We start from the raw sequence: 20964 nt of genomic DNA on the forward strand, positions 1-20964 counted from the left end.
CTAGGGGCGGTCGGTGTCGGCCAGCGCCGTGGTGAGGACGTGGCCGATGCGAGCCAGCGCGGATTCCGAGGTCATCCGCCAGTGCGAGGCGTGCACCGCGTGGTTGTGCACGGTGCCGTCCACGGCGTCCGCCCAGCTCGCCGCGCCCGCCGCGCCGGTGGGGTCGTCCAGCGCGGCGGTGAAGTACACGAGGTTGCCCTTGTAGGGGCGGGGGCGGTAGCGCCGGATCAGCTCGAGCGACCCCGCGCCCGCGCCGAGCACGCGGTCGAGGCGGTCGGCGCCGAAGGAGGCGAACGGCTCGGGTAGGTCGGCGATTCTGCGGGCCAGACGGGGCAGGTCGAGGTCGGCGTCCTCGTCGTCGGCCGCTTCGCCGAGCAACCCGCCGAGCAGGTCGGCGACCGGCAGCGCCGCCGCCGCGTCCGCGGCGACCCGCAACGAGCTGTCCATCATGGCCAGCACCGCGACCCGCTGGCCCTGCTCTTGCAGCTGCACCGCGACCGCGTGCGCGAGTACGCCGCCGAGCGACCAGCCGAGCAGGTGATACGGCCCTTCGGGCTGCACGGCGCGGATCTCGCGCACGTAGCGGCTCGCCCAGTCGTCGATGGACTCCGGCAGCGCCGCCGCCGAGTTCAGCACCGGCGACTGGATGCCGTACACGTCCCGGTCCTGTTCCAGGTGCGCCGCGAGACCCGCGAACGACCACGCGACACCGCCTGCCGGGTGGATGCAGAACAGCGGCTCCCGCGCGCCGCCGGTCCGCAGCGGAAGCACGACGTCGAACGCGGCGGCCGCGTCCACCCGGCCGCGACCGGACCGGTGCTGCTCCAGCTGGGCGATCAGCCGGGCGGGCGTCGGCGCGGCGAACAGCCACAGCACCGGGATCTGCTCGCCGAGCGCCCCGCTCAGCCGGGCGGCCAGGCGGGTGGCCAGCAGTGAGTTGCCGCCGCGCTCGAAGAAGTTGTCGTCCAAGCCGACCCGCTCGGCGGCGAGTACCTCGGCGAAGCCCGCGCACACGGCACGCTCCAAGTCGGTACCGGGGGCGCGGAATTCCCGCGCGTGCGTTTCGGGCCGTGGCAGGGCGGCGCGATCGACCTTGCCGTTCGCGGTGAGCGGCAACGTCTCCATCTGCCGCAGCGCGGCGGGGACCATGTAGCTGGGCAGGACATCGGCCAGCGCGGCCCGCACCGCGCCCGGCTCGAGCCGCTCGGCGGCGGTGAAATAGCCAGCGAGGATGCCGTTCTCGCCGTCGGTGTCGTAGGCGACGACGATCGCGGCGCCGATCTCGGGCAGCGAGCGCATGGCGTGCTCGATCTCGGCGAGTTCGATGCGGTAGCCCCGGATCTTCACCTGGAAATCGCGCCGCTCCACGTACTCGAGGTTGCCGTCGGCGGACCAGCGCACCATGTCGCCGGTGCGATACAGGCGGGCGCCCGGGGGGCCGAACGGGTCGGCCACGAACCGCTCCGCGGTGAGCGCGGCGCCGCCGTGGTAGCCGCGGGCCAGCTGCGCTCCGCCGAGATACAGCTCGCCGGTCACCCCGGCGGGCACCGGGTGCAGCCGGTCGTCGAGGACGTAGACCCGGTTGCCGGATTGCGGTGTGCCGATGGGCACCAGCGCTTGCCGGACGCCGGCGGCGGTACGGAACCGGGTCACCGATACCGCGGCTTCGGTGGGACCGTAGAGATTGTCGATCCTGGCCGTGGTGAGCGCCTCGGCCCGCCGCAGGGTCGCGGCGGGCAACGCCTCGCCGATGACCAGCAGTCGGCGCAGCGAACGCGGCAGGCGGCGCTCACCGGACGCTTCGGCCAGCAGCGCCAGCAGCGACGGCACCAGCGTCAGCGTCGTCACCGAAGCGCGGCGCACCAGATCGAGCAGCCCCGCCGGGTCGCGCTGCGCCTCCTGGGGCGCGAGCACGAGCCGGGCGCCGGTGCGCGGCGCCCACCAGTACTCCCACACCGACAGGTCGAACGCGGCCGAGGTCAGCACCAGCACCGCGTCGTCATGGCCGAGCCCGTACTCCGACTGCATCCAGTCCAGCTGGTGCGCGACCGCCGCGTGCGGCACCGCGACGCCCTTCGGCGCGCCGGTCGAACCGGAGGTGAAGATGACGTAGGCGGTGTTCGCGGGCGACAGCGCGGCGATCCGTTCGTCGTCGCGCACCGGACCGTCGGAGACGGCGCCCGCGACGGTCGAGATATCCAGCACCACACTGTGTTCCGACGCCGTCGTGGGCAGCATCGGCACCCGCGCCGAGGTCAGCACCAGCTGCGGCGCTGCGGCGGCCAGCACGCTCGCGGTGCGTTCCAGCGGATGCGCCGGATCGAGCGGCACGTACGCGCCGCCTGCCGTCACCACCGCGTACATCGCGACGAGCAGGTCTACGCTGCGCGGAATGGCCAGCGCCACCAGCTTCTCCGGGCCGATGCCGCGCCCGATGAGGACGCGGGCCAGGCGATTGACTCGCGCGCCGAACTCCTGGTAGGTGACCGTCGCGTCGTCGTCGACGATCGCGATGGCATCCGGCGACCGGGCCGCCCGCTCCTCGAACGCGGCGACCAGCGTGGCCGGGGCGAAGGCGAGCTCGGCCCGGTTCCAGGTGACCAGCACGCGCTCGGTCTCCGCCGGGTCGAGCAGCGTGAGATCGCCGACCGGCAGCCGTGGGTCCGCGCAGACCGCGTCCAGCAGTCGTTGCAGGCGAGTGGCGAAACCGGCCACCGTGGACTCGTCGAACAGGGCGGTGGCGTAAGTGATCGACGCCGCCATGCCTGCCGGGGCCCCGTCGGGGCCGTAGCGATCGGTGACGATCAGGTGCAGGTCGAACTGAGCGACCTCGGAGTCGAAATCGGCCGCGGTGGCCGTCAATCCGTCCAGGGAGAAGTCGGCCTCCGCCTGGTTGTGGAAGGAGAAGCCGACCTGGAACAGCGGGTGGCGGGCGGTGGAGCGCTCCGGGTTGAGCACCTCGACCAGACGCTCGAACGGCACGTCGGCGTGCGCGAAGGCCGCGACGTCGGCGGCCCGCACGCGAGCGAGCAGGCCGGTGAAGTCCTCGCCCGCGTCCACCCTGGCGCGCAGCACCAGCGTGTTGACGAACATGCCGACCACGTCGTCGAGTTCGGGCGCACCGCGTCCGGCCACCGGAGTACCCACCGCGATGTCCGAGGTGCCCGACAGGCGAGCGAGCAGCACCGTGAACGCCGCGTGCAGCACCATGAACAGCGTCGCGCCGCAGGCCCGGCCGAGATCGGCCAGCCGCGCGTGCACCTCGGGAGCGATCGCGAAATCGACGTGCCTGCCGCGCGTGGAGACGACGGCCGGGCGCGGCCGATCGGCGGGCAGACTCAGTTGCGCGGGCAGCTCGGCCAGCGTCTCGGTCCAGAACCCGATCTGCCGTGCCAGCGGCGAATCGGGATCGTCCTCCGCGCCCAGCATGTCGCGCTGCCACGCGCTGAAATCGGTGTACCGCACCGGAAGCGGTGACCAGTCCGGCGCGACGCCGCGTTTGCGCGCGGCGTAGGCGGCCATGACGTCGCGCGCCAGCGGCGCCAGCGACGAGCCGTCCGCGGCGATGTGATGCACCACCACCACGAGCACGTGCTCGGTCCCCGCCGCGTCGCCGTCGACCGGAGCGAACAACCGGGCGCGGACCGGGACGGTCTCGGTGACGTCGAAGCCGCCGCCGACGAAATCGGCCACCGCCGCGGCCAGGTCGTCGGCCTGCACGGCGATCGGCGCGAGCACGGGCGTGCTGTCCGCGACGGGCAAGACGACCTGCACCGGCCCGGACGCGTGCAGCGGATACACGGTGCGCAGCACGTCGTGGCGGGCGACCACATCGCCGATCGCCGCGTTCAGCGCCGCCACGTCCAGCTCGCCGGTCAACCGCACCGCCAGCGGGATGTTGTAGGCGGTGGACTGCCGATCGAGGCGGTTGAGGAACCACATGCGCTGCTGGGCGAGCGACAGCGGCATCGGACCGGTCACCGCGCGCCGGGTGAGCGCGGCACGCGCGGAGGTGCCCGAGGCGTCGTCCAGCGCGCGGGCCAGCGCTTCGACCGTCGAGTGCTCGAACACCGCGCGGACCCCGACGGCGACCGAGAGCCGGTCACCGAGCCGGGCGGCCAGCTGGGTCGCGGTCAGCGAATTGCCGCCGCGGGCGAAGAAGTCGTCGTCCAGGCCGACGCCGCCGTCGAGCCCGAGCACCTCGGCGATCGTCCGCGCCACCGCCCGCTCGGTCGCGGTGCGGGGCGCGCGGAACTCGGCGGCGCGGAACTCGGGTCGCGGCAGGGCTTTCCGATCCAGCTTGCCGACCGGGGTCAAGGGCAGCTCATCGAGCACGAGCACGCTGCTCGGCACCATGTACCCGGCGAGCGACCGCGCGGCATGCGCCAGCAAGTCGGCGATGTCGATCGTGCGACCCGCCGCAGGCACCACGTAGGCGACCAGCGACACCGCGCCGGAAGTCTCGGTATGGCCGACGGTGACGGCCGCGCGCACCGTCTCGTGCGCCGCGAGCACGGCGTCGATCTCACCGAGTTCGACGCGCAGGCCGCGCACCTTCACCTGATGGTCGGATCGTCCCACATAGCGCAGTGCGCCGGAACCGGTCCACCGCACCAGATCTCCGGTGCGATACAGCCGCCCACCTTCGGGCCCATAGGGATCGGCGACGAACCGGGACGCGGAAAGCCCTGGTCGCGCATGGTATCCCCGGGCCAGGCCTGGACCGCGCAGGTACAGCTCGCCGGTGACGCCGATGGGAACGGGTCGCAACCCGCCGTCGAGCACCACCGCGGACATGCCGTGGATCGGGGCGCCCAGATCGAGCGGATCGCCGGGCCGCAGCGCCGCGCTGATCGTCGCGATGACGGTGGTCTCGGTCGGGCCGTAGGTGTTGTGGAACGACCGGCCTGGCGCCCAGCGGCGCACCGTGTCCTGGCCGTAGGACTCGCCGCCGACCGTGAGCTGCCGCAGGCAGTCCAGCTCGGCCGGGTCGAGCGTGGGCAGGACGGCCGGGGTGAGGAACGCGTGCGTCACCCGCTGGTCGCGGATCAGCGCGGTGAGTTCCGCTCCGCCGTAGACACCGGGTGGCGCGATCACCAGCGCGGCCCCCGCGGACACGGCCAGCAGCAGTTCCAGCATGGACGCGTCGAAGCTGGGCGAGGCCACGTGCAGCACGCGCGCGTCCGCGGTGACCAGGTACCGGTCCCGCTGGGCGATGGCGACTCCGGCGAGGCCGGTGTGCGTGGCGACCACGCCTTTGGGCGTTCCGGTCGAGCCGGAGGTGTAGATCATCCAGGCCGGGTTCGCGCATCGCACGGGACGGACCTGTTCGGCGGCGGTGATCGGCGCTCCGCTGTTGCGGCGCATCCGCGCGGCGGTGGACGGGGCGTCGAGCACCAGCCAGTCGACGTCATCGGGCAGCGCCGCGCGGCAGGTGGCGATCGTGAGGCCGAGCGCGGCGCCGGAGTCGGTCAGCATGTGCGCGATCCGTTCGGCCGGATAGGTCGGGTCGACCGGGACGAAGGCGGCGCCCGTCTTGGCCACCGCCCACACCGCGAGCACGGAGGTGATCGAGCGCGGCACCGCGACGGCCACCACGTCCTCGGCCCCGAGTCCGTGACCGACGAGCATGCGCGCCAGCCGCGACGACTGCTCGTCCAGCATCCGGTAGGTCAGCTGCCGCTCGCCCGCGACCAGCGCGACCGCGTCGGGGTCGATCGCGACCGCGGCGGCGAGCAGGTCGGCCAGGGTGCGCGGTGGCACCGGCGCGTCGCCCGCGCGGCCGAGCAGGTCGGCGCGTTCGGCGGGCGCGAGCAGGTCGGCGGCGGCGATCGGCGCGTCCGGACGGGCCGTGAGCGCGCCGAGCAGCCTGCCGAAGCGGCGCAGCAAAGCGCGTGCGGTGGCGCCGTCGAACAGGTCGGTGGCGTAATCGAGTTCGACCGCGAGGTGGCCGTCGGCGTCCGGCTGGGCGGACACGGTGAATTGCAGGTCGAAACGGGCCACCGGCTCGTCGAATTCGACGGGGGAGAATTCGAGGCCGGGCACCGTGAAGGCGTCCGCGGCCGCGTTCAGGTAGCTCAGCGCCACGGTGAACAGCGGATGCCGAGCCGGGGAACGCTCGACCCCGAGTTCGTCCACCACCCGGTCGAACGGCACGCTCGCGTGTTCGAACGCCGCGAGGTCGACGGACTTGATCCGGGTGAGCAGCTCGCTGAAGGACTCGTCGGCGCGCACGTCGGCGCGCAGCACCACGGTGTTGACGAACATGCCGACCAGGTCGTCCAGCGCCGCGGCGCCCCGCCCGGCCACCGGTGTGCCGATCGGGACGTCGCCGGAGCCGGACAGCCGCGACAGCAGGACGGCGATGGCGGCGTGCACCACCATGAACGGCGTCGCCTCGTGGCGCAGCGCCAGCTCGCGCACCCGCCCCGCGACGCCGCCGCCGATCCTGGCCCGCACGTTCGCGCCGCGCTTGCTCGCGACCGCCGGACGCGGACGGTCGGTGGGCAGGTCGAGCTCGCCGGGCAGGTCGCGCAGTGTCTCGGCCCAATACGAGAGCTGCGGCGCGGCAGCGGTTTCCAGCTCGGCGGCTTGCCACAGGGCGTAGTCGGCGTACTGGGCGGTGAGGGTGGGCCAGACCGGTTCCGTGCCGAGCACGCGGGAGAGGTAGGCCGTCAGCAGATCGCGCAGCAGCGGGCGCATGGAGTAACCGTCGGCGGCGATGTGGTGCACCACCGCGACCAGTACGTGACTGGTGGCGTGTTCCCGCAGCAGTGTCGCGCGCACCGGAACGGCGGCGGTGACATCGAAACCCGCGTCGAGGAATTCGGCGATCCGGTCGTCGGCGGCGCGACCGTCCAGCGCTTCGACCGTCAAGCGCACCGCGGCGGCGTCCGCGGGCAGGATCACCTGGTGACCCGCGCCGGTCGCGTCGGCCGGGTACACGGTGCGCAAGGTCTCGTGCCTGGCCACGACGTCGGCGAACGCGCCGATCATGGCGTCGGCGTTCAGTTCCCCTTCGATGCGCAGCGCGACCGGGATGTTGTGCGCGGCGGACGCCGGATCGAGCCGGTTGAGGAACCACATGCCGCGCTGGACCGGCGCGAGCGGAATCCGGTCCGGCCGCGAACCGGCCACCAAGGGCACCGCATGTTCGGTCGCGGCGGCCTGCGCGCCGAGCAGTGCGGCCAGCGTCCCTACCGTCGGCGCGTCGAACAGCAGCCGCACCGGGACGCGGCGACCGAGCCGGTCGGCCAGCCTGGCCGCGACCCTGGTGGCGCTGAGCGAGTTGCCGCCCAGGGCGAAGAAGTGGTCGTCCACGCCGATCGGCCCCGCGCCGAGCACCGTTTCGAATGCCTCGGCCACCAGCCGTTCGGCCAGGGTGACGGGCGCGAGATAGGCGGCTCGGTCGAAGACGGGGTCCGGCAACGCTTTCCGGTCCAGCTTGCCGGAGGCGTTGAGCGGGAAGGCGTCCAGCGTGACCAATGCCGAGGGCAGCATGTACGACGGCAGCGTGCGCGCGGCGGCGCGCAGCACCTCGGCGTCCGACAACTCCGTGCCCGGCTCGGCGGTGACGTAACCGACCAGGTGGTCGTCGCCGGTGACGGTGGTGACCACCCTGGCCGCCGCCTGCGCCACCCCTGGCGCGGCCGCGAGCGCGGCCTCGATCTCGCCGAGTTCGACCCGCTGACCGCGGAACTTCACCTGGAAATCGGTGCGGCCCAGGTACACCAATTCGGCGGCGTCTCCCCGGGTCTGCCAGCGCACCAGGTCGCCGGTCCGGTACATCCGCTGCCCCGGCGCGCCGAACGGGTTGGCCACGAACCGGTCGGCGGTGAGGTCCGGCCTGCCGTGGTAGCCGCGCGCGAGCTGCACACCCGCGAGATACAGCTCCCCCGCGACGCCGGGCAGCGTCGGGCGCAACCGCGAATCCAGCACGTAGACCCGGCTGTTCCATTCCGGATTGCCGATCGGCACGGCGGTGCGGTCGCGCTCGCCCGTGACCTCGCGGTGGGTGATGCTGACCGCCGCTTCGGTGGGGCCGTACAGGTTGTGCAGCCGTGCGGCGCTCACCGCGCCGAACGCCCGCACGGTCTCGGCGGGCAGCGCCTCGCCGATCAGGAACACCGTGCGCAACGACGCGAGCGCGGCGCCGCGCCCGGTGGAGGCGACGTATCCGGCGAAGACGCTCAGCATCGACGGCACGAAATCGGTGACGGTGACTTGTCTTTCATCGATCACCGAGGTGAGGTAGGCCGGGTCGCGGTGGCCGTCGGGAGCGGCCAGTACGAGCGTCGCGCCGACGCGCAGCGGCAGGAAGTACCCCCACAGCGACACGTCGAACGTGGTCGCCGTCTTCTGCAAGTACACATCGTCGGCGGTGAGCGCGTACCGCGACTGCATCCAGGTCATCTGGTTGACGATCGCGGCGTGCGACACGCTGACGCCCTTGGGTTTCCCGGTCGATCCGCTGGTGAAGATCACGTACGCCGGGCTGCCCGGGTGGATCGGCCCGCGACGCTCGTCGGCGGTGATCGGGTCGTCGGAGTAGCGGTCCAGGGCGACGGCGTCGACCAGGACGGTGGCGACGGATTCGCCGGTATCGATCCGGTCGGCGGTCGTGGTGAGCACCACCGCGGGCATGGCGGTACCGAGGATGTGGGCGATGCGCCGCGCGGGGTGATCCGGGTCGATCGGCACGTACGCGCCGCCCGCCTTGAGCACCGCGTACATCGCGATCACCAACTCCGGTGCGCGCCGGATCGCCAGTGCCACCAGCGCTTCCGGGCCGACGCCCGCCGCGATCAGGTGGCGGGCCAACCGGTTGGCGCGCCGGTCCAGCTCGCCGTAGGTCACGGTGGCCGCAGGCGACGCGCCGTCGGGCACGAACACCAGCGCCGGGTCGTCCGGCGTCGCGGCGGCCTGCGCCTCGAACTCGTCGAGCAGCAGTTCGTCGGCCAGCGCGGTGTGCGCGGAATCGTTCCACTCGGTGACCACGCGACGCAGTTCGCCCGCGTCGAACAGATCGATGTCGCCGACCACCTGTTCCGGGTCGGCGGCGACCGCGGCCAGCAGGCGGGTGAAGCGCGCGCCGAAGGTCGCCACGGTGGCGGCGTCGAACAGGTCGGTGGCGTAGGTGAAGCGCAGCGCGTCACCGCTGACGGTGAGCTGAAGATCGAACGGCGTGGTCTCGTAGTCGAAGTCGTGCTCCGTCACGGTGACGCCGGCCATGTCCAGGGTGACCGGCGCGAGGTTCTGGAAGAACAGCGCGATCTGGAACAGCGGGTGCCTGGCCTGCGAGCGCGGCGGGTCGAGCGCCTCGACCAAGCGCTCGAACGGCACGTCGGCGTTGGCGAAGGCGTCCAGGTCGCGCTCGCGCACCCGGCCCAGCACAGCGGCGAAGGTGTCCGAGCCGGGGACCTCGGTGCGCAGCACCAGCGTGTTGACGAACATGCCGATGAGGTCGTCGAGTCCGGCCTCGCCTCGGCCCGCGACGGGTGCGCCGATCGCGATGTCGGCCGTGCCGGACAGCCTGGCCAGCAGGGTGGCCAGCGCGGCGTGCACGACCATGAACGGTGTGGCCTCGTAACGCGCGGCCAGGTCGGCGATGCCGGCACCGATTTCCGGCGGGAGCGCCACGGTCGTGCTCGCCGCGGCGTGCGAGGCGACGGCGGGACGGGGCCGGTCGGCGGGCAGGTCGAGCTGGGCGGGCAGGGCGCGCAGCGTCTCCCGCCAGTACGCCAGCTGGCGCGCGGCCACCGAACCGGGGTCGTCCTCGGCGCCGAGCACCTCGCGCTGCCAGAGCGCGTAGTCGGCGTAGTGCAGGCCGAGTTCGGTCCAGTCCGGGGCGGTTCGGGTCGCGCGGGCCGCGTAGGCGGCGGCGAGATCGCGGGCCAGCGGGCCCATCGAGAAGCCGTCGGCCGCGATGTGGTGCACCACCAGCGCCAGCAGGTGATCGCTGTCGGACCGGGTGACCAGGCCGATGCGCAGCGGCACCTCGGCGGTCAGGTCGAACGGGGCGGCCACGAACTCCCGCAGCGCGCCCTCCGCCTCCAGCGCCTGGATCGCTGGCGCCTCGTCGACGTCGAGAATGCGCTGGTAGCCGATGCCTTCGTAGTCGGGATAGACGGTGCGCAGCGTTTCGTGCCTGGCGACCACGTCGCCGACGGCGGCGGCCAGGGTGCCGGGGTCGAGGTAGCCGGTCAGTCGCACCACCACCGCGATGTTGTGCACGGTCTCGGCGGGATCGAAGCGGTTCAGGAACCACATGCGCTGCTGCGCGGGCGACAGCGGTATGCGCTCCGGGCGCGGCCGCGGCGCGAGGGCGGGCTTGCCGCCGGTCCCCGCGAGCCGTCCGGTCCGCGCGGCCAGCGCGGTCACCGTCGGCGCCTCGAACAGCAGGCGCACCGGGATCTCGGCGTCCAGCTCCGCGCCGAGCCGGGCGGCGACCTGGGTCGCGATCAGCGAGTTACCGCCGAGGGCGAAGAAGTCGTCGTCCGCCCCGACCCGCTCGACGCCGAGCAGCGCCGCGACGATCCGCGCGACGGTGGCCTCGGCGCGGGTGACCGGAGCCCGGTAACCGGCGGTGGCGACCTGCGGCGCGGGCAGCGCCGAGCGGTCCAGCTTGCCCGATGCGTTGACCGGGAGCCGCTCGAGCACGACGAACGAGCTCGGCACCAGGTACGCGGGCAACACGGCGCTCAGCGCGGCGCGCACGTCATCGGTGTCGATCGTGTGGCGGCCGGAGGCCACCAGGTAGGCCACGAGTCGATCACCCAGCCGTTCGTCGGAACGGACCAGCACCACCGCCTGCGCCACCGCGTCCAGCGCCAGCAGCGCCGACTCCACCTCGCCCGGCTCGATCCGCAGGCCGCGCAGCTTCACCTGGAAGTCCGTACGACCAAGGTATTCCAGCTCGCCCTCGGCGGTCCAGCGGACGAGATCACCTGTGCGGTACATCCGCGCACCGGCGGGTCCGTACGGGTCGGCCACGAACCGGTCGGCCGTCAGCTCCGGGCGCGCCACGTAACCCTGGGCCAGTTGCGCGCCCGCGAGGTACAGCTCCCCCGCGACGCCGACGGGCACCGGCCGCATCCGGGCGTCCAGCACCAGGAGGCGGGTGTTGGCCACCGGTCTGCCGATCGGCACGGACACCACGTCCTGATCGGTCACCTCGTGATAGGTGACGTCGACGGCGGCCTCGGTGGGGCCGTACAGGTTGTGCACCCGCGCTCCGATCACCTCTCGCGCCCGCTGCGCGGCAACCGCGGGCAATGCCTCGCCCGATGCGAAGACGTTGCGCAGCGTAGTGCACTTTTCCGTGCGCGGATCCGCCAGGAAAACGCCCAGCATGGCGGGTACGAAGTGCGCGATCGTCACGCGCTGCTCGATGATCAGCCGCGCCAGATACGCGGGGTCGCGATGCCCATCTGGACGGGCGACCACCAAGCGCGCGCCGAAAGCCAAGGGCCAGAAAAATTCCCAGACCGAAACATCGAAGGTGGCCGGGGTCTTCTGCAGCACCACGTCGTCCGCGGCCAGCGGATAGGCCGACTGCATCCAGGTGAGGCGATTCACGATCGCCGCGTGGGTGACGGCCACGCCCTTCGGACGGCCGGTCGATCCTGAGGTGAAGATCACATACGCGGTGTGGCCGGGGGCGGGAGCACCGAGCCGGTCGGTGGCGGTGAGCGGGTCGGCGGAGTAGCGCGACAGGTCGAGCCGGTCGACGCGGACCTGCCGTGCCGCGCCCGCGTCCAGGTCGAGGCCCGAGGTGAGCACGCACACCGGCCGCGCGGTGGACAGCACGTACTCCAGCCGCTCGGCCGGATGGTCGGGGTCGAGCGGGACGTACGCGCCGCCCGCGATGGTCACCGCGTAGACGCCGACTACCAGGTCCAGCGACCGTCGCATGCCGAGCGCCACCGGTGTGCCGGGGCCGACGCCCTGGGCGGCCAGCCAGCGCGCCAGCCGCCGCGCCCGCGCGGCGAACTCGGCGTAGGACAGGGTGCGCCCCTCCACCGTCACCGCGGGCGCGTCCGGAGTCCTGGCCACCTGGGCCTCGAACAGCGAGATCAGCGTGGCGGCCGGGTCGACGGGGACGGCGGTGTCGTTCCAGCGGTCGAGCACGAGGGCCCGTTCGGCGTCGTCCATGAGGTCGAGGTCGCCGACGCGCACCGAGGGGTCGGCCACCGCGGCACGAAGCACGCGCGTGAAGCGAGCGCCGAACGTCTCGACGGTGGCGGGGTCGAACAGGTCCGTGGCGTATCGCAGCACGCCGCGCAGCGCGTAGCCGGTCTCGACGCGGTGTTCGGTCAGTTCCACCGCCAGGTCGAACTGCGCGACGCGGTTGTCCAGCGGATAGGCCGACACCGTGAGACCGGGCAGGCGCAGCACGGTGTCGTCGTGCTGCTCGAAGGTGAGCAGCGTCTGCACCAGCGGCGAATGCGCTTGTGAGCGAACCGGGTTCAGCTCCTCGACCAGGCGCTCGAACGGCAGGTCGGCGTGGGCGAAGGCCCGCACGTCGATCTCGCGCACCCGGCCGAGCAACGCGGCGAACGACGCGTCCGCCGCGATCGGCGTGCGCAGCACCAGGGTGTTGACGAACATGCCGACCAAGTCGTCCAGCGCTGCTTCGCTCCGGCCGGCGACGGGCGTGCCGATGGCGACGTCGCCGATTCCGGTGAGCCGGGCGAGCAGGGCGGCGTAGGCGGCGTGCAGCACCATGAACGTCGAGACGCCGTGCCGCCGGGCGAGTCCGGCGATCGCGCCGGTGAGGTCGGCGGGGATCGCGAATTCGACGGTGGCGCCGCGCCCCGAGGCCACCGCCGGGCGTGGACGGTCGGCGGGCAGTTCCAGCACGGGGGCGAGTCCGTCGAGTTCGGCCCGCCAGTAGGCGATCTGGCGCGACAGCGGCGAGTCCGGATCGTCGGCGGAGCCGAGCGCCGCGCGCTGCCAGAGAGTGAAGTCGGGGTATTGCACGGGCAGCGGCGGCCACGACGGCGCCTCCCCCGCGACGCGCGCGGTGTAGGCGGTCATGAGGTCGCGGGCCAGCGGCGCGGTGGAGACGCCGTCGGCGGCGATGTGGTGCACCACCACGGCCAGCACATGGTCTTCGGGCGTGACGCGGAACAGGCTCGCGCGCACGGGGATACCGGTGCGCAGGTCGAAGCTCGGGCCGATCGCCGCGAGCACCGCGTCGCGCAGGGTCGGCTCGGTCACCTCGATCGGGTGCGATGGCAGTTCGGGCACGTCCGCACCGCTGCGAACGACCTGGGCGGGCCCGTCGGCGTCCGCGGGGAAGACGGTGCGCAGCGATTCGTGCCGCTCGATCACGTCGCGCACGGCCGCGCGCAAAGCCGCGAGGTCCAACGCGCCGGTGAGCCGGATGGTGATCGGGATGTGGTAGACCGCCGAGTCGGGGTCCAGCCGGTGCAGCAGCCACATCCGGGTCTGCGCCAGTGACAACGGAATGCGCTCGGGTCGTTCGCGGGGGACGAGCGCGGGCCGGTCGACGTCCACCCGTTCCGATCCCGCCACTCGCAGGGCGAGTTCGGCGACGGTCGGCGCTTCGAACACCTCGCGCACGGTCAGCGCGCATCCGAAAGCCGCGTTGACCCGCGCGACCAACCGCATGGCCAGCAGCGAATTGCCGCCGCGGGCGAAGAAGTCGTCGTCCGCGCCGATCCGCTCCGCCCCGGTGAGGTCGGCGACCAGCGTGGCGAGCACCGCCTCGGTCCCCTCCCGTGGCGCGCGGAACGCTCCTGTCGCGCCGATGAGTTCGACGGCGGGCAGCGCCGACCGATCGAGCTTGCCCACCGTGGTCAACGGCATCTCGTCGAGCACGACGATGTGGGCGGGCACCATGTAGGCGGGCAGTTGGGCTCGCGCCGCGTCGAGCACCGCCTCGGGCGTCAGGCCCGCGCCGGTGACGTAGCCGACCAGACATTCCTGTCCCCCGCCGTCGCGGGTGACGAGCACCGCCGCGTTGGTCACGCCGGTCGCGGCGGCGAGGACGGCCTCGATCTCGCCCAGCTCGATCCGCTGGCCGCGCAGCTTGACCTGGAAGTCGTTGCGGCCCAGATACACCAGATCGCCGTCGCGGTTCCAGCGCACCAAGTCGCCGGTCCGGTACATCATGCGGCCTGGCACGCCGAACGGATCGGCGACGAATCGCTCCGCCGTCAGGCCGGGGCGGGCGTGATAGCCGCGCGCCAGCTGGTCGCCCGCGAGATACAGCTCGCCCGTGACGCCGATCGGCACCGGGCGCAGCCGGGCGTCCAGCACGTAGGCCCTGGTGTTCCAGCACGGGCGGCCGATGGCCACGTCACGCCCGGATTCGGCGTCGGCGTTGGTGAATTCGTGGTAGATCGCCGAGATCGCGGCCTCGGTCGGGCCGTAGGCGTTGTGCACCGCGCCGTCGAAGCTGCCGCGCAGCGCGGCGAGCAGGTCCGGGGTGAGCGCCTCGCCGCCGCAGTGCAGGTGCCGGAACGACCGCAGCGCGTCGCCCATGCCCTCGCCGATCAGCGCGGCCAGCACCGAGGGCACGTACTCCGCGATGGTGATCCGGTGTTCGCGCAGCAGAGCCGCGAAGTAGGCCAGGTCCAGGTGCCCGCCGGGCCTTGCGATCACCAGCGGCGCGCCGACCGCGATCGGCAGGAAGCATTCCCACACCGACACATCGAAGGTCAGCGGAGCCCGTTGCAGGATGCGGTCGGACGCGGTGACCTGGTAGCGGAATTCCAGCCAGCGCAACTGGTTCATGATCGCGCGGTGGGTGACCGCGACGCCCTTCGGCCGCCCGGTTGAGCCGGAGGTGAACAACACGTAGGCGGTGTTGTCCGGGCGCAGCGCGGCCGTACGCTCGGCATCGGCTATCGGGCCGTCGTCGAGGTCGTCCGAGTCGAGATCGGCGAGATCGAGCACCGGCACACCGTCGAGCGCGGGCAGCGTCGCGCCGCCTGCGGTCAGCACCAGCCGCGGCGCCGCGCTCGCGACGATCTGCGCCAGGCGTTCGGCCGGATGCGCCGGATCGATCGGCAGATACGCCGCGCCCGCGCGCACGATCGCGTACATCGCCACGAGCATGTCGATCGAGCGCGCCGCGGCCAGCCCGATGATGTCCTCCGGGCCGGCACCGGCGTGCATCAGCCTGCGGGCCATGCGGTTCACCCGGGAGGCGAATTCGGCGTAGGTCACCGCTTCGTTCTCGTAGCGCACGCCGACGCGGTCGGGCGTGGCCGCGACGCGGGCGGTGAGCAGGTCGTCGAGCGTCTCGGCGGGCAGCGGGTGCGCGGTGGCGTTGCGGTCCGACAGCAGCAGGCCCCGTTCGGCAAGTGACATCAACTCGACCGCTCCGACCGTGGTGCGCGCGTCGCGAATCATGGCGCGCAGCACCCGTTCGAAGGCGGCGATGAACCCGGCGACGGTCGGTTCGTCGAACAGGTCGAGCGCGTAGTGCAGGTGCACGTCGATGCCGTCGGGCGCGCCGTCGGGGGTGTAGCGGTCGGTCAGCGTCCAGTCCAGATCGAGCTGGATCGGCGCGGCGCCCACCTCCAGCGCCGCGATGGCCAGCCGGTGCAGCCGGAACTCGGGCGCGGTCTGGTTCTGCAAGGTCAGCGCGACCTGATACAGCGGAGCGTGTGCCTGCGAGCGGACCGGGTTCACCACCTCGACCAACTGCTCGAACGGCACCGCGGCGTGGTCGAAGGCGGCCAGGTCGGCCGCGCGCACCGACTCCAGCGACTCGGCAAGGGTCGCGTCCGGATCGACCTCGGTGCGCAGCACCAGCGTGTTGACGAACATGCCGACCAGCTCGTCCAGCGCTTCCTCGCCGCGCCCGGCGACCGGAGCGCCGATGACGACGTCCCGGCCCGCGCCGTAGCGGCTCAGCAGCACGGCCAGCGCGGTGTGCAGCACCATGAACGGGGTCGCGCGGTGCGCGGCGGCGAGTTCCTGGATCTGCTCGTGCAGGGCGGCGTCGAGCCGTCCGGTCAGCGCGCCGCCCCGGTTGGTGGCGACCGCGGGGCGGGGCCGGTCGGACGGGAGCGTCAGCACTTCGGGCAGCCCGGCCAGCCGATCGGTCCAGTAGGCCAGCTGACCTGCCAGCACCGAGGCCGGGTCGGCGGCGGAGCCGAGCGCGGCGCGCTGCCAGATCGCGAAGTCGGCGTACTGCACCGGCAGCGTTCCCTGCGCCGGAGCCGTGCCCGCGCACCGCGCGACGTACGCGTTGGCCAAGTCCCGGGTGAGCGGGGCGAACGACCACCCGTCGGCGGCGATGTGGTGCACGACGAACAGCAGGACGTGCACTTGATGTGCGCCCTCGGCCGCCTCGTCCGCCACGCGCAGCAGGCGGACGCGCAACGGTACCTCGGCGGTCACGTCGAATCCGGCTCGCGCCGCGGCGGCGACGAGTTCGGGCACCTGCGCCGCGGGCACCGGCCGTGCGACCAGTTCGACCAGCTTCGTGCCCGCTGGCAGCACCAGCTGCGTAGCGCCGCCGTCGTGTTCGGGATAGATCGTGCGCAGCGTTTCGTGCCGGGCGATCACGTCGGCGATCGCCGCCTCCAGGGCGGGCACGTTCAGCGCTCCGGTCAGGCGCAGCGCGAACGAGATGTTGTACGCGCCGCTGGTGGTGTCGAACCGGTTCAGGAACCACATGCGCTGCTGCGCGATCGACAGCGGAATGGACCCGCCGCGCTCCTGCCGGGTGAGCGGCGGCAGCGCGACAGGCCCGGTCTCGGGGAGAGCGTCGACGGTGATCCGCCGCGCCAGCGCCCGCACCGTCGGCGCGTCGAAGACCGTGCGCACCGCCACCTCCGCGCCGGTGGCTTTGCCCAGCCGGGCGGCGAGCTGGGTGGCGCTGAGCGAGTTGCCGCCGAGGGCGAAGAAATCGTCGTCGGCTCCCACCTCGGCGACGCCGAGCAGGGCCGAGAACGTCGCGGCGACCAGCTTTTCCGCTTCCCCGCTCGGCGCGTCGAACACCGCGGCGGCGACCGCGGGCGCGGGCAGCGCCGATCGGTCCAGCTTGCCGGACGCGTTCACCGGGAACCGGTCCAGCACCACGACCTCCTGCGGCACCAGGTAGCCGGGAAGCCGCTCGGCCACCGCGTCGCGCACCGCCGCGACATCGATCGGTCCGTCCGTCACCACGTAGGCGACCAGGCGCTCGCCCACGCCGCGATCGTCGCGTACCACGACGACGGCCTGCGTGACACCGGGCGTCGCGAGCAGCACCGACTCGATCTCGCCGAGTTCGACGCGCAGGCCGCGAATCTTGACCTGGAAGTCGCCGCGACCCAGGAACTCCAGCTCGCCCGTCGCGGTCCACCGCACCAGGTCGCCGGTGCGGTACATCCGTTCGCCGGGCGTGCCGAACGGGTCGGCGACGAACCGGTCGGCGGTGAGGTCGGGGCGGCCCAGATAGCCGCGCGCCAGTTGCACGCCCGCGAGATACAACTCTCCCGGCACACCCGTCGGCACCGGCCGCAGCCGCGCGTCGAGCACATAGGTTCTGGTGTTCCAGATCGGCACACCCATCGGCACGGTCTCGAAGTCGGTGTCGCGCACTTCGTGGAAGGTCACCTCCACCGCGGCCTCCGTCGGGCCGTACCCGTTGTGCACGCGCGCACCGGTTCCGCGCATCCGCTGGGCGACGCCGACGGGCAGCGCCTCGCCGGAGCAGAACACCTCGCGCAGCGACGGCACGTCGAAGTCGCCCGCGACGAAGACCGCCAGCATGGACGGCACGAAATGCGCCGCGGTGACGCCCTCGGCGCGGATGACGCGCGCCAGGTACGCCGGGTCGCGATGCCCGTCCGGCCGTGCCAGCACCATGCGCGCGCCGACCTGCAACGGCCAGAAGAACTCGGGCACCGACACGTCGAAGGTGGCGGGCGTCTTCTGCAACAACACATCCCCCGGCCCGAGCGGGGCATACGCGGACTGCATCCAGCGCAACCGGTTCACGATGCCGCGGTGGCTCATCGCCACGCCCTTCGGCTTGCCCGTCGAGCCGGAGGTGAACAGCACGTAGGCGATGTCGGCCGGGCGCAGCGGAGCGCGCCGGTCGGCGTCGGTGAGCGGGGTGTCCTGGTAGCCGGACAGGTCCAGCCGGTCGATCCGCGTCTCGGGCAGGCCGCAGTTCAGGTCCGCACCGGCGGTCAGCACGCACACCGGCGCGGCGGTGGCGAGAATGTCGGCGGTGCGTTCGGCCGGGTGGTCGGGGTCGAGCGGCACGTATCCCCCACCGGCGACGGTGACCGCGTACATCCCCACCACCAGGTCGACCGATCGGCGCATCCCCAGCGCGACCAGCGATTCCGGCCCGACACCCTGCGCGACGAGCCACCGAGCCAGGCGGTTGACCCGTCCGGCGAATTCGGCATAGGTGAGCGTGGCCGAGGGAGTAGTCGAGGCAGGGTCATCGGGCGACAGCTGGGGCGCGGTCGTCGCCTCGAAAGTGATGGCGGGCGCGTCCGGTGTGCGAGCGACTTGGTCGGCGAACAACGATGCGAGCGTGTCTGATTCGGGCACAGGATGCGCGGTGTCGTTCCATTCCCGCAGTACGCGAGCGCGTTCGGCGTCCGACAGCAGTTCGATGTCACCGATCCGCGCACCGGCGTCGGCCACGACGGCGGCGAGCATCCGCTGGAAGCGCTCGGCGTAGGACTCGGCCGTCGCGGCGTCGAACAGATCGGTCGCGTAGCGCACGACACCCGACAGCCGCGCCGAATCCGCGTGTTCCGCCACGATCAGGTGCAGGTCGAATTTCGCTCCGGTATCGGGGATCTCGACCGGCCGCACCGACAGCCACGGCACCTCGACGGCTTCGCCCGAGGCCGGCGTCGCGGTCTCGAAGCTGAACATCACCTGGAACAGCGGGTGCGCGCCCGAGGAGCGGTCCACCGCCATGGCGTCCACCAGGCGCTCGAACGGCAGGTCGGCGTTGGCGAACGCGGCCAGGTCAGCGTCGCGCACCTCGGTCAGCAGCGCGGCGAACGAGGCGTCGGCGGCGACGCGGGTGCGCAGCGCGAGGGTGTTGACGAACATGCCGACCAGGCCGTCGAGCGCCCGCTCCCCGCGTCCGCCGACGGGCGAGCCGATCACGATGTCGGCGCTGCCGCTCAACCGGGCCAGGGTGGCGGCGAAGGCCGCGTGCAGCGTCATGAACAGCGTCGCGCCGCTGCGCCGGGCCAGCGCGCGCAAGCCCGCCGCCAGCTCGGGCTCGATGACGAAATCGACGGCAGCGCCCTCGTGCGAGGGGATCGCGGGGCGCGGATGATCGGCCGGGAGGGGCAGTTGCGCGGGCGCGCCGTCCAGCACGTCGCGCCAGAAACGCAACTGCTGACAGGCGAGGTCGCCGGGAACGTCCTCGGCGCCCAGCAGCTCCCGGTGCCACAGGCTGTAGTCGGCGTACTGCACCGGCAGCGGTTCCCAGTCCGGTCGTCCGCCGGTCAGGCGCGCTCGGTAGGCGCGAACCAGATCGGTGACCAGCGGGACCATCGACATGGCGTCGGCCGCGATGTGGTGCACGACGAACACCAGCAGGTATTCGTCGCCGGTGACGCCGCGCGCCTCGTCCACCCGGTCCACCGCGAGCAACGCGACCCGGCACGGCAACTCGGCGGTCACGTCGAAGCCGGCGCGCACGATGCTCGCCACGGCGTCCTCCGCCGCGCGGCGGTCGATCGGCGCCGGGTGCAGGCTCAGGCCGATGTCGGCGGCGTCGAGTACGGACTGGCACGGGCCGTCGCCGGTGTCGGGGTAGGTGGTGCGCAGCGTCTCGTGCCGGTCCAGCACGTCGAGCACGGCGCGCTCCAGCGCGGTCACGTCGAGTCGGCCGGTCAGCCGCAGCACGATCGGCAGGTTGTAGACGCTGTCGGCGCCGTCCTGGCTTTCGACGCGGTTGAGGAACCACAGGCGCTGCTGCGTGGGCGAGAGGGGCACCCGCTCCGGTCGTTGGCGGCGCGTCAGGGGAAGCCGCGCGGCCCCGGCGTCACCGAGCCGCTCGACGGCGGCGGCGAAGCCTTCCACCGTTGGCGCGTCGAACAGCGCGCGCACCGGCACGCGCACGCCCGCCGCCTCGCCGGTGCGTGCGCTGACCCGCGTGGCGTCCAGCGAGCTGCCGCCGAGGGCGAAGAAGTCGTCGTCCAGCCCGGCCCGCTCGACCCCCAGCACCTCCGCGAACACGGCGGCGACCAGACGTTGCGCGGCGCTCACCGGCGGACGGAAGCGCTCGGCAGCGAGCACCGGCGCAGGCAGCGCCGCGCGATCGAGCTTGCCGCTGGTGTTGCGGGGGAACTCGTCCAGCTCGACCACCGCGGTCGGCACCATGTAGTGCGGCAGGCGTTGCGCCACAGCGGATTTCACCGCGTCCGAATCGAGCGTCGCGCCGGGCGCGGCGATCACATAGCCGGCCAGGAACTCGCCAGCCGGTCCGGTGACCAGCCGCGCCGCCGCCTGGCCGACCCCGTCCGCCGCCAGCAGCGCGGCCTCGATCTCGGCGAGCTCGATGCGCTGGCCACGGAATTTGACCTGGAAATCGGTGCGTCCCAGATAGATCAACTCGCCGTCGCGGCTCCAGCGCACCAGATCGCCGGTGCGGTACATGCGCGTGCCCGGCGCGCCGAAGGGGTTGGCGACGAAGCGGTCGGCGGTGAGGTCGACGCGGCCGTGGTAGCCACGCGCCAGCTGCGCTCCCGCCAGGTACAACTCGCCCTGCACGCCGATCGGCGCGGGCCGCAACCGGCCGTCCAGCACATAGACCTGCGAATTCCATTCCGGTTCGCCGATCGGCACCTGCGGCGAATCCACCTCGGTGACCTCGCGGTTGGTGATCGACACCGCCGCCTCGGTGGGGCCGTAGAGGTTGTGCAGGCCCGCGGCGCACACCCGCCGGAACGCCGTGACCGTCTCCGGCGACAGCGCCTCGCCGATGACGAAGACGTCGCGCAGCGAGTCGAG

At 72.7% G+C, this 20964-nt stretch carries 1 protein-coding gene (running past one end of the window); it reads right to left on the reverse strand.

Annotated features, from left to right (window positions below; translation table 11 throughout):
* A protein-coding gene (locus tag NB3_RS02445; RefSeq protein ID WP_067795705.1) for a non-ribosomal peptide synthetase crosses the window boundary here: on the reverse strand, positions 1-20964 show its 3' portion. The gene runs 4284 nt beyond the window's last position; 20964 of the gene's 25248 nt are visible here — the last part of the coding sequence; its start codon lies off the right edge, out of view — the gene reads right to left on this strand; the stop codon is at positions 1-3.

Origin of the sequence: Nocardia beijingensis NBRC 16342, from assembly GCF_001612785.1 — a bacterium.
Classification (GTDB): domain Bacteria; phylum Actinomycetota; class Actinomycetes; order Mycobacteriales; family Mycobacteriaceae; genus Nocardia; species Nocardia beijingensis.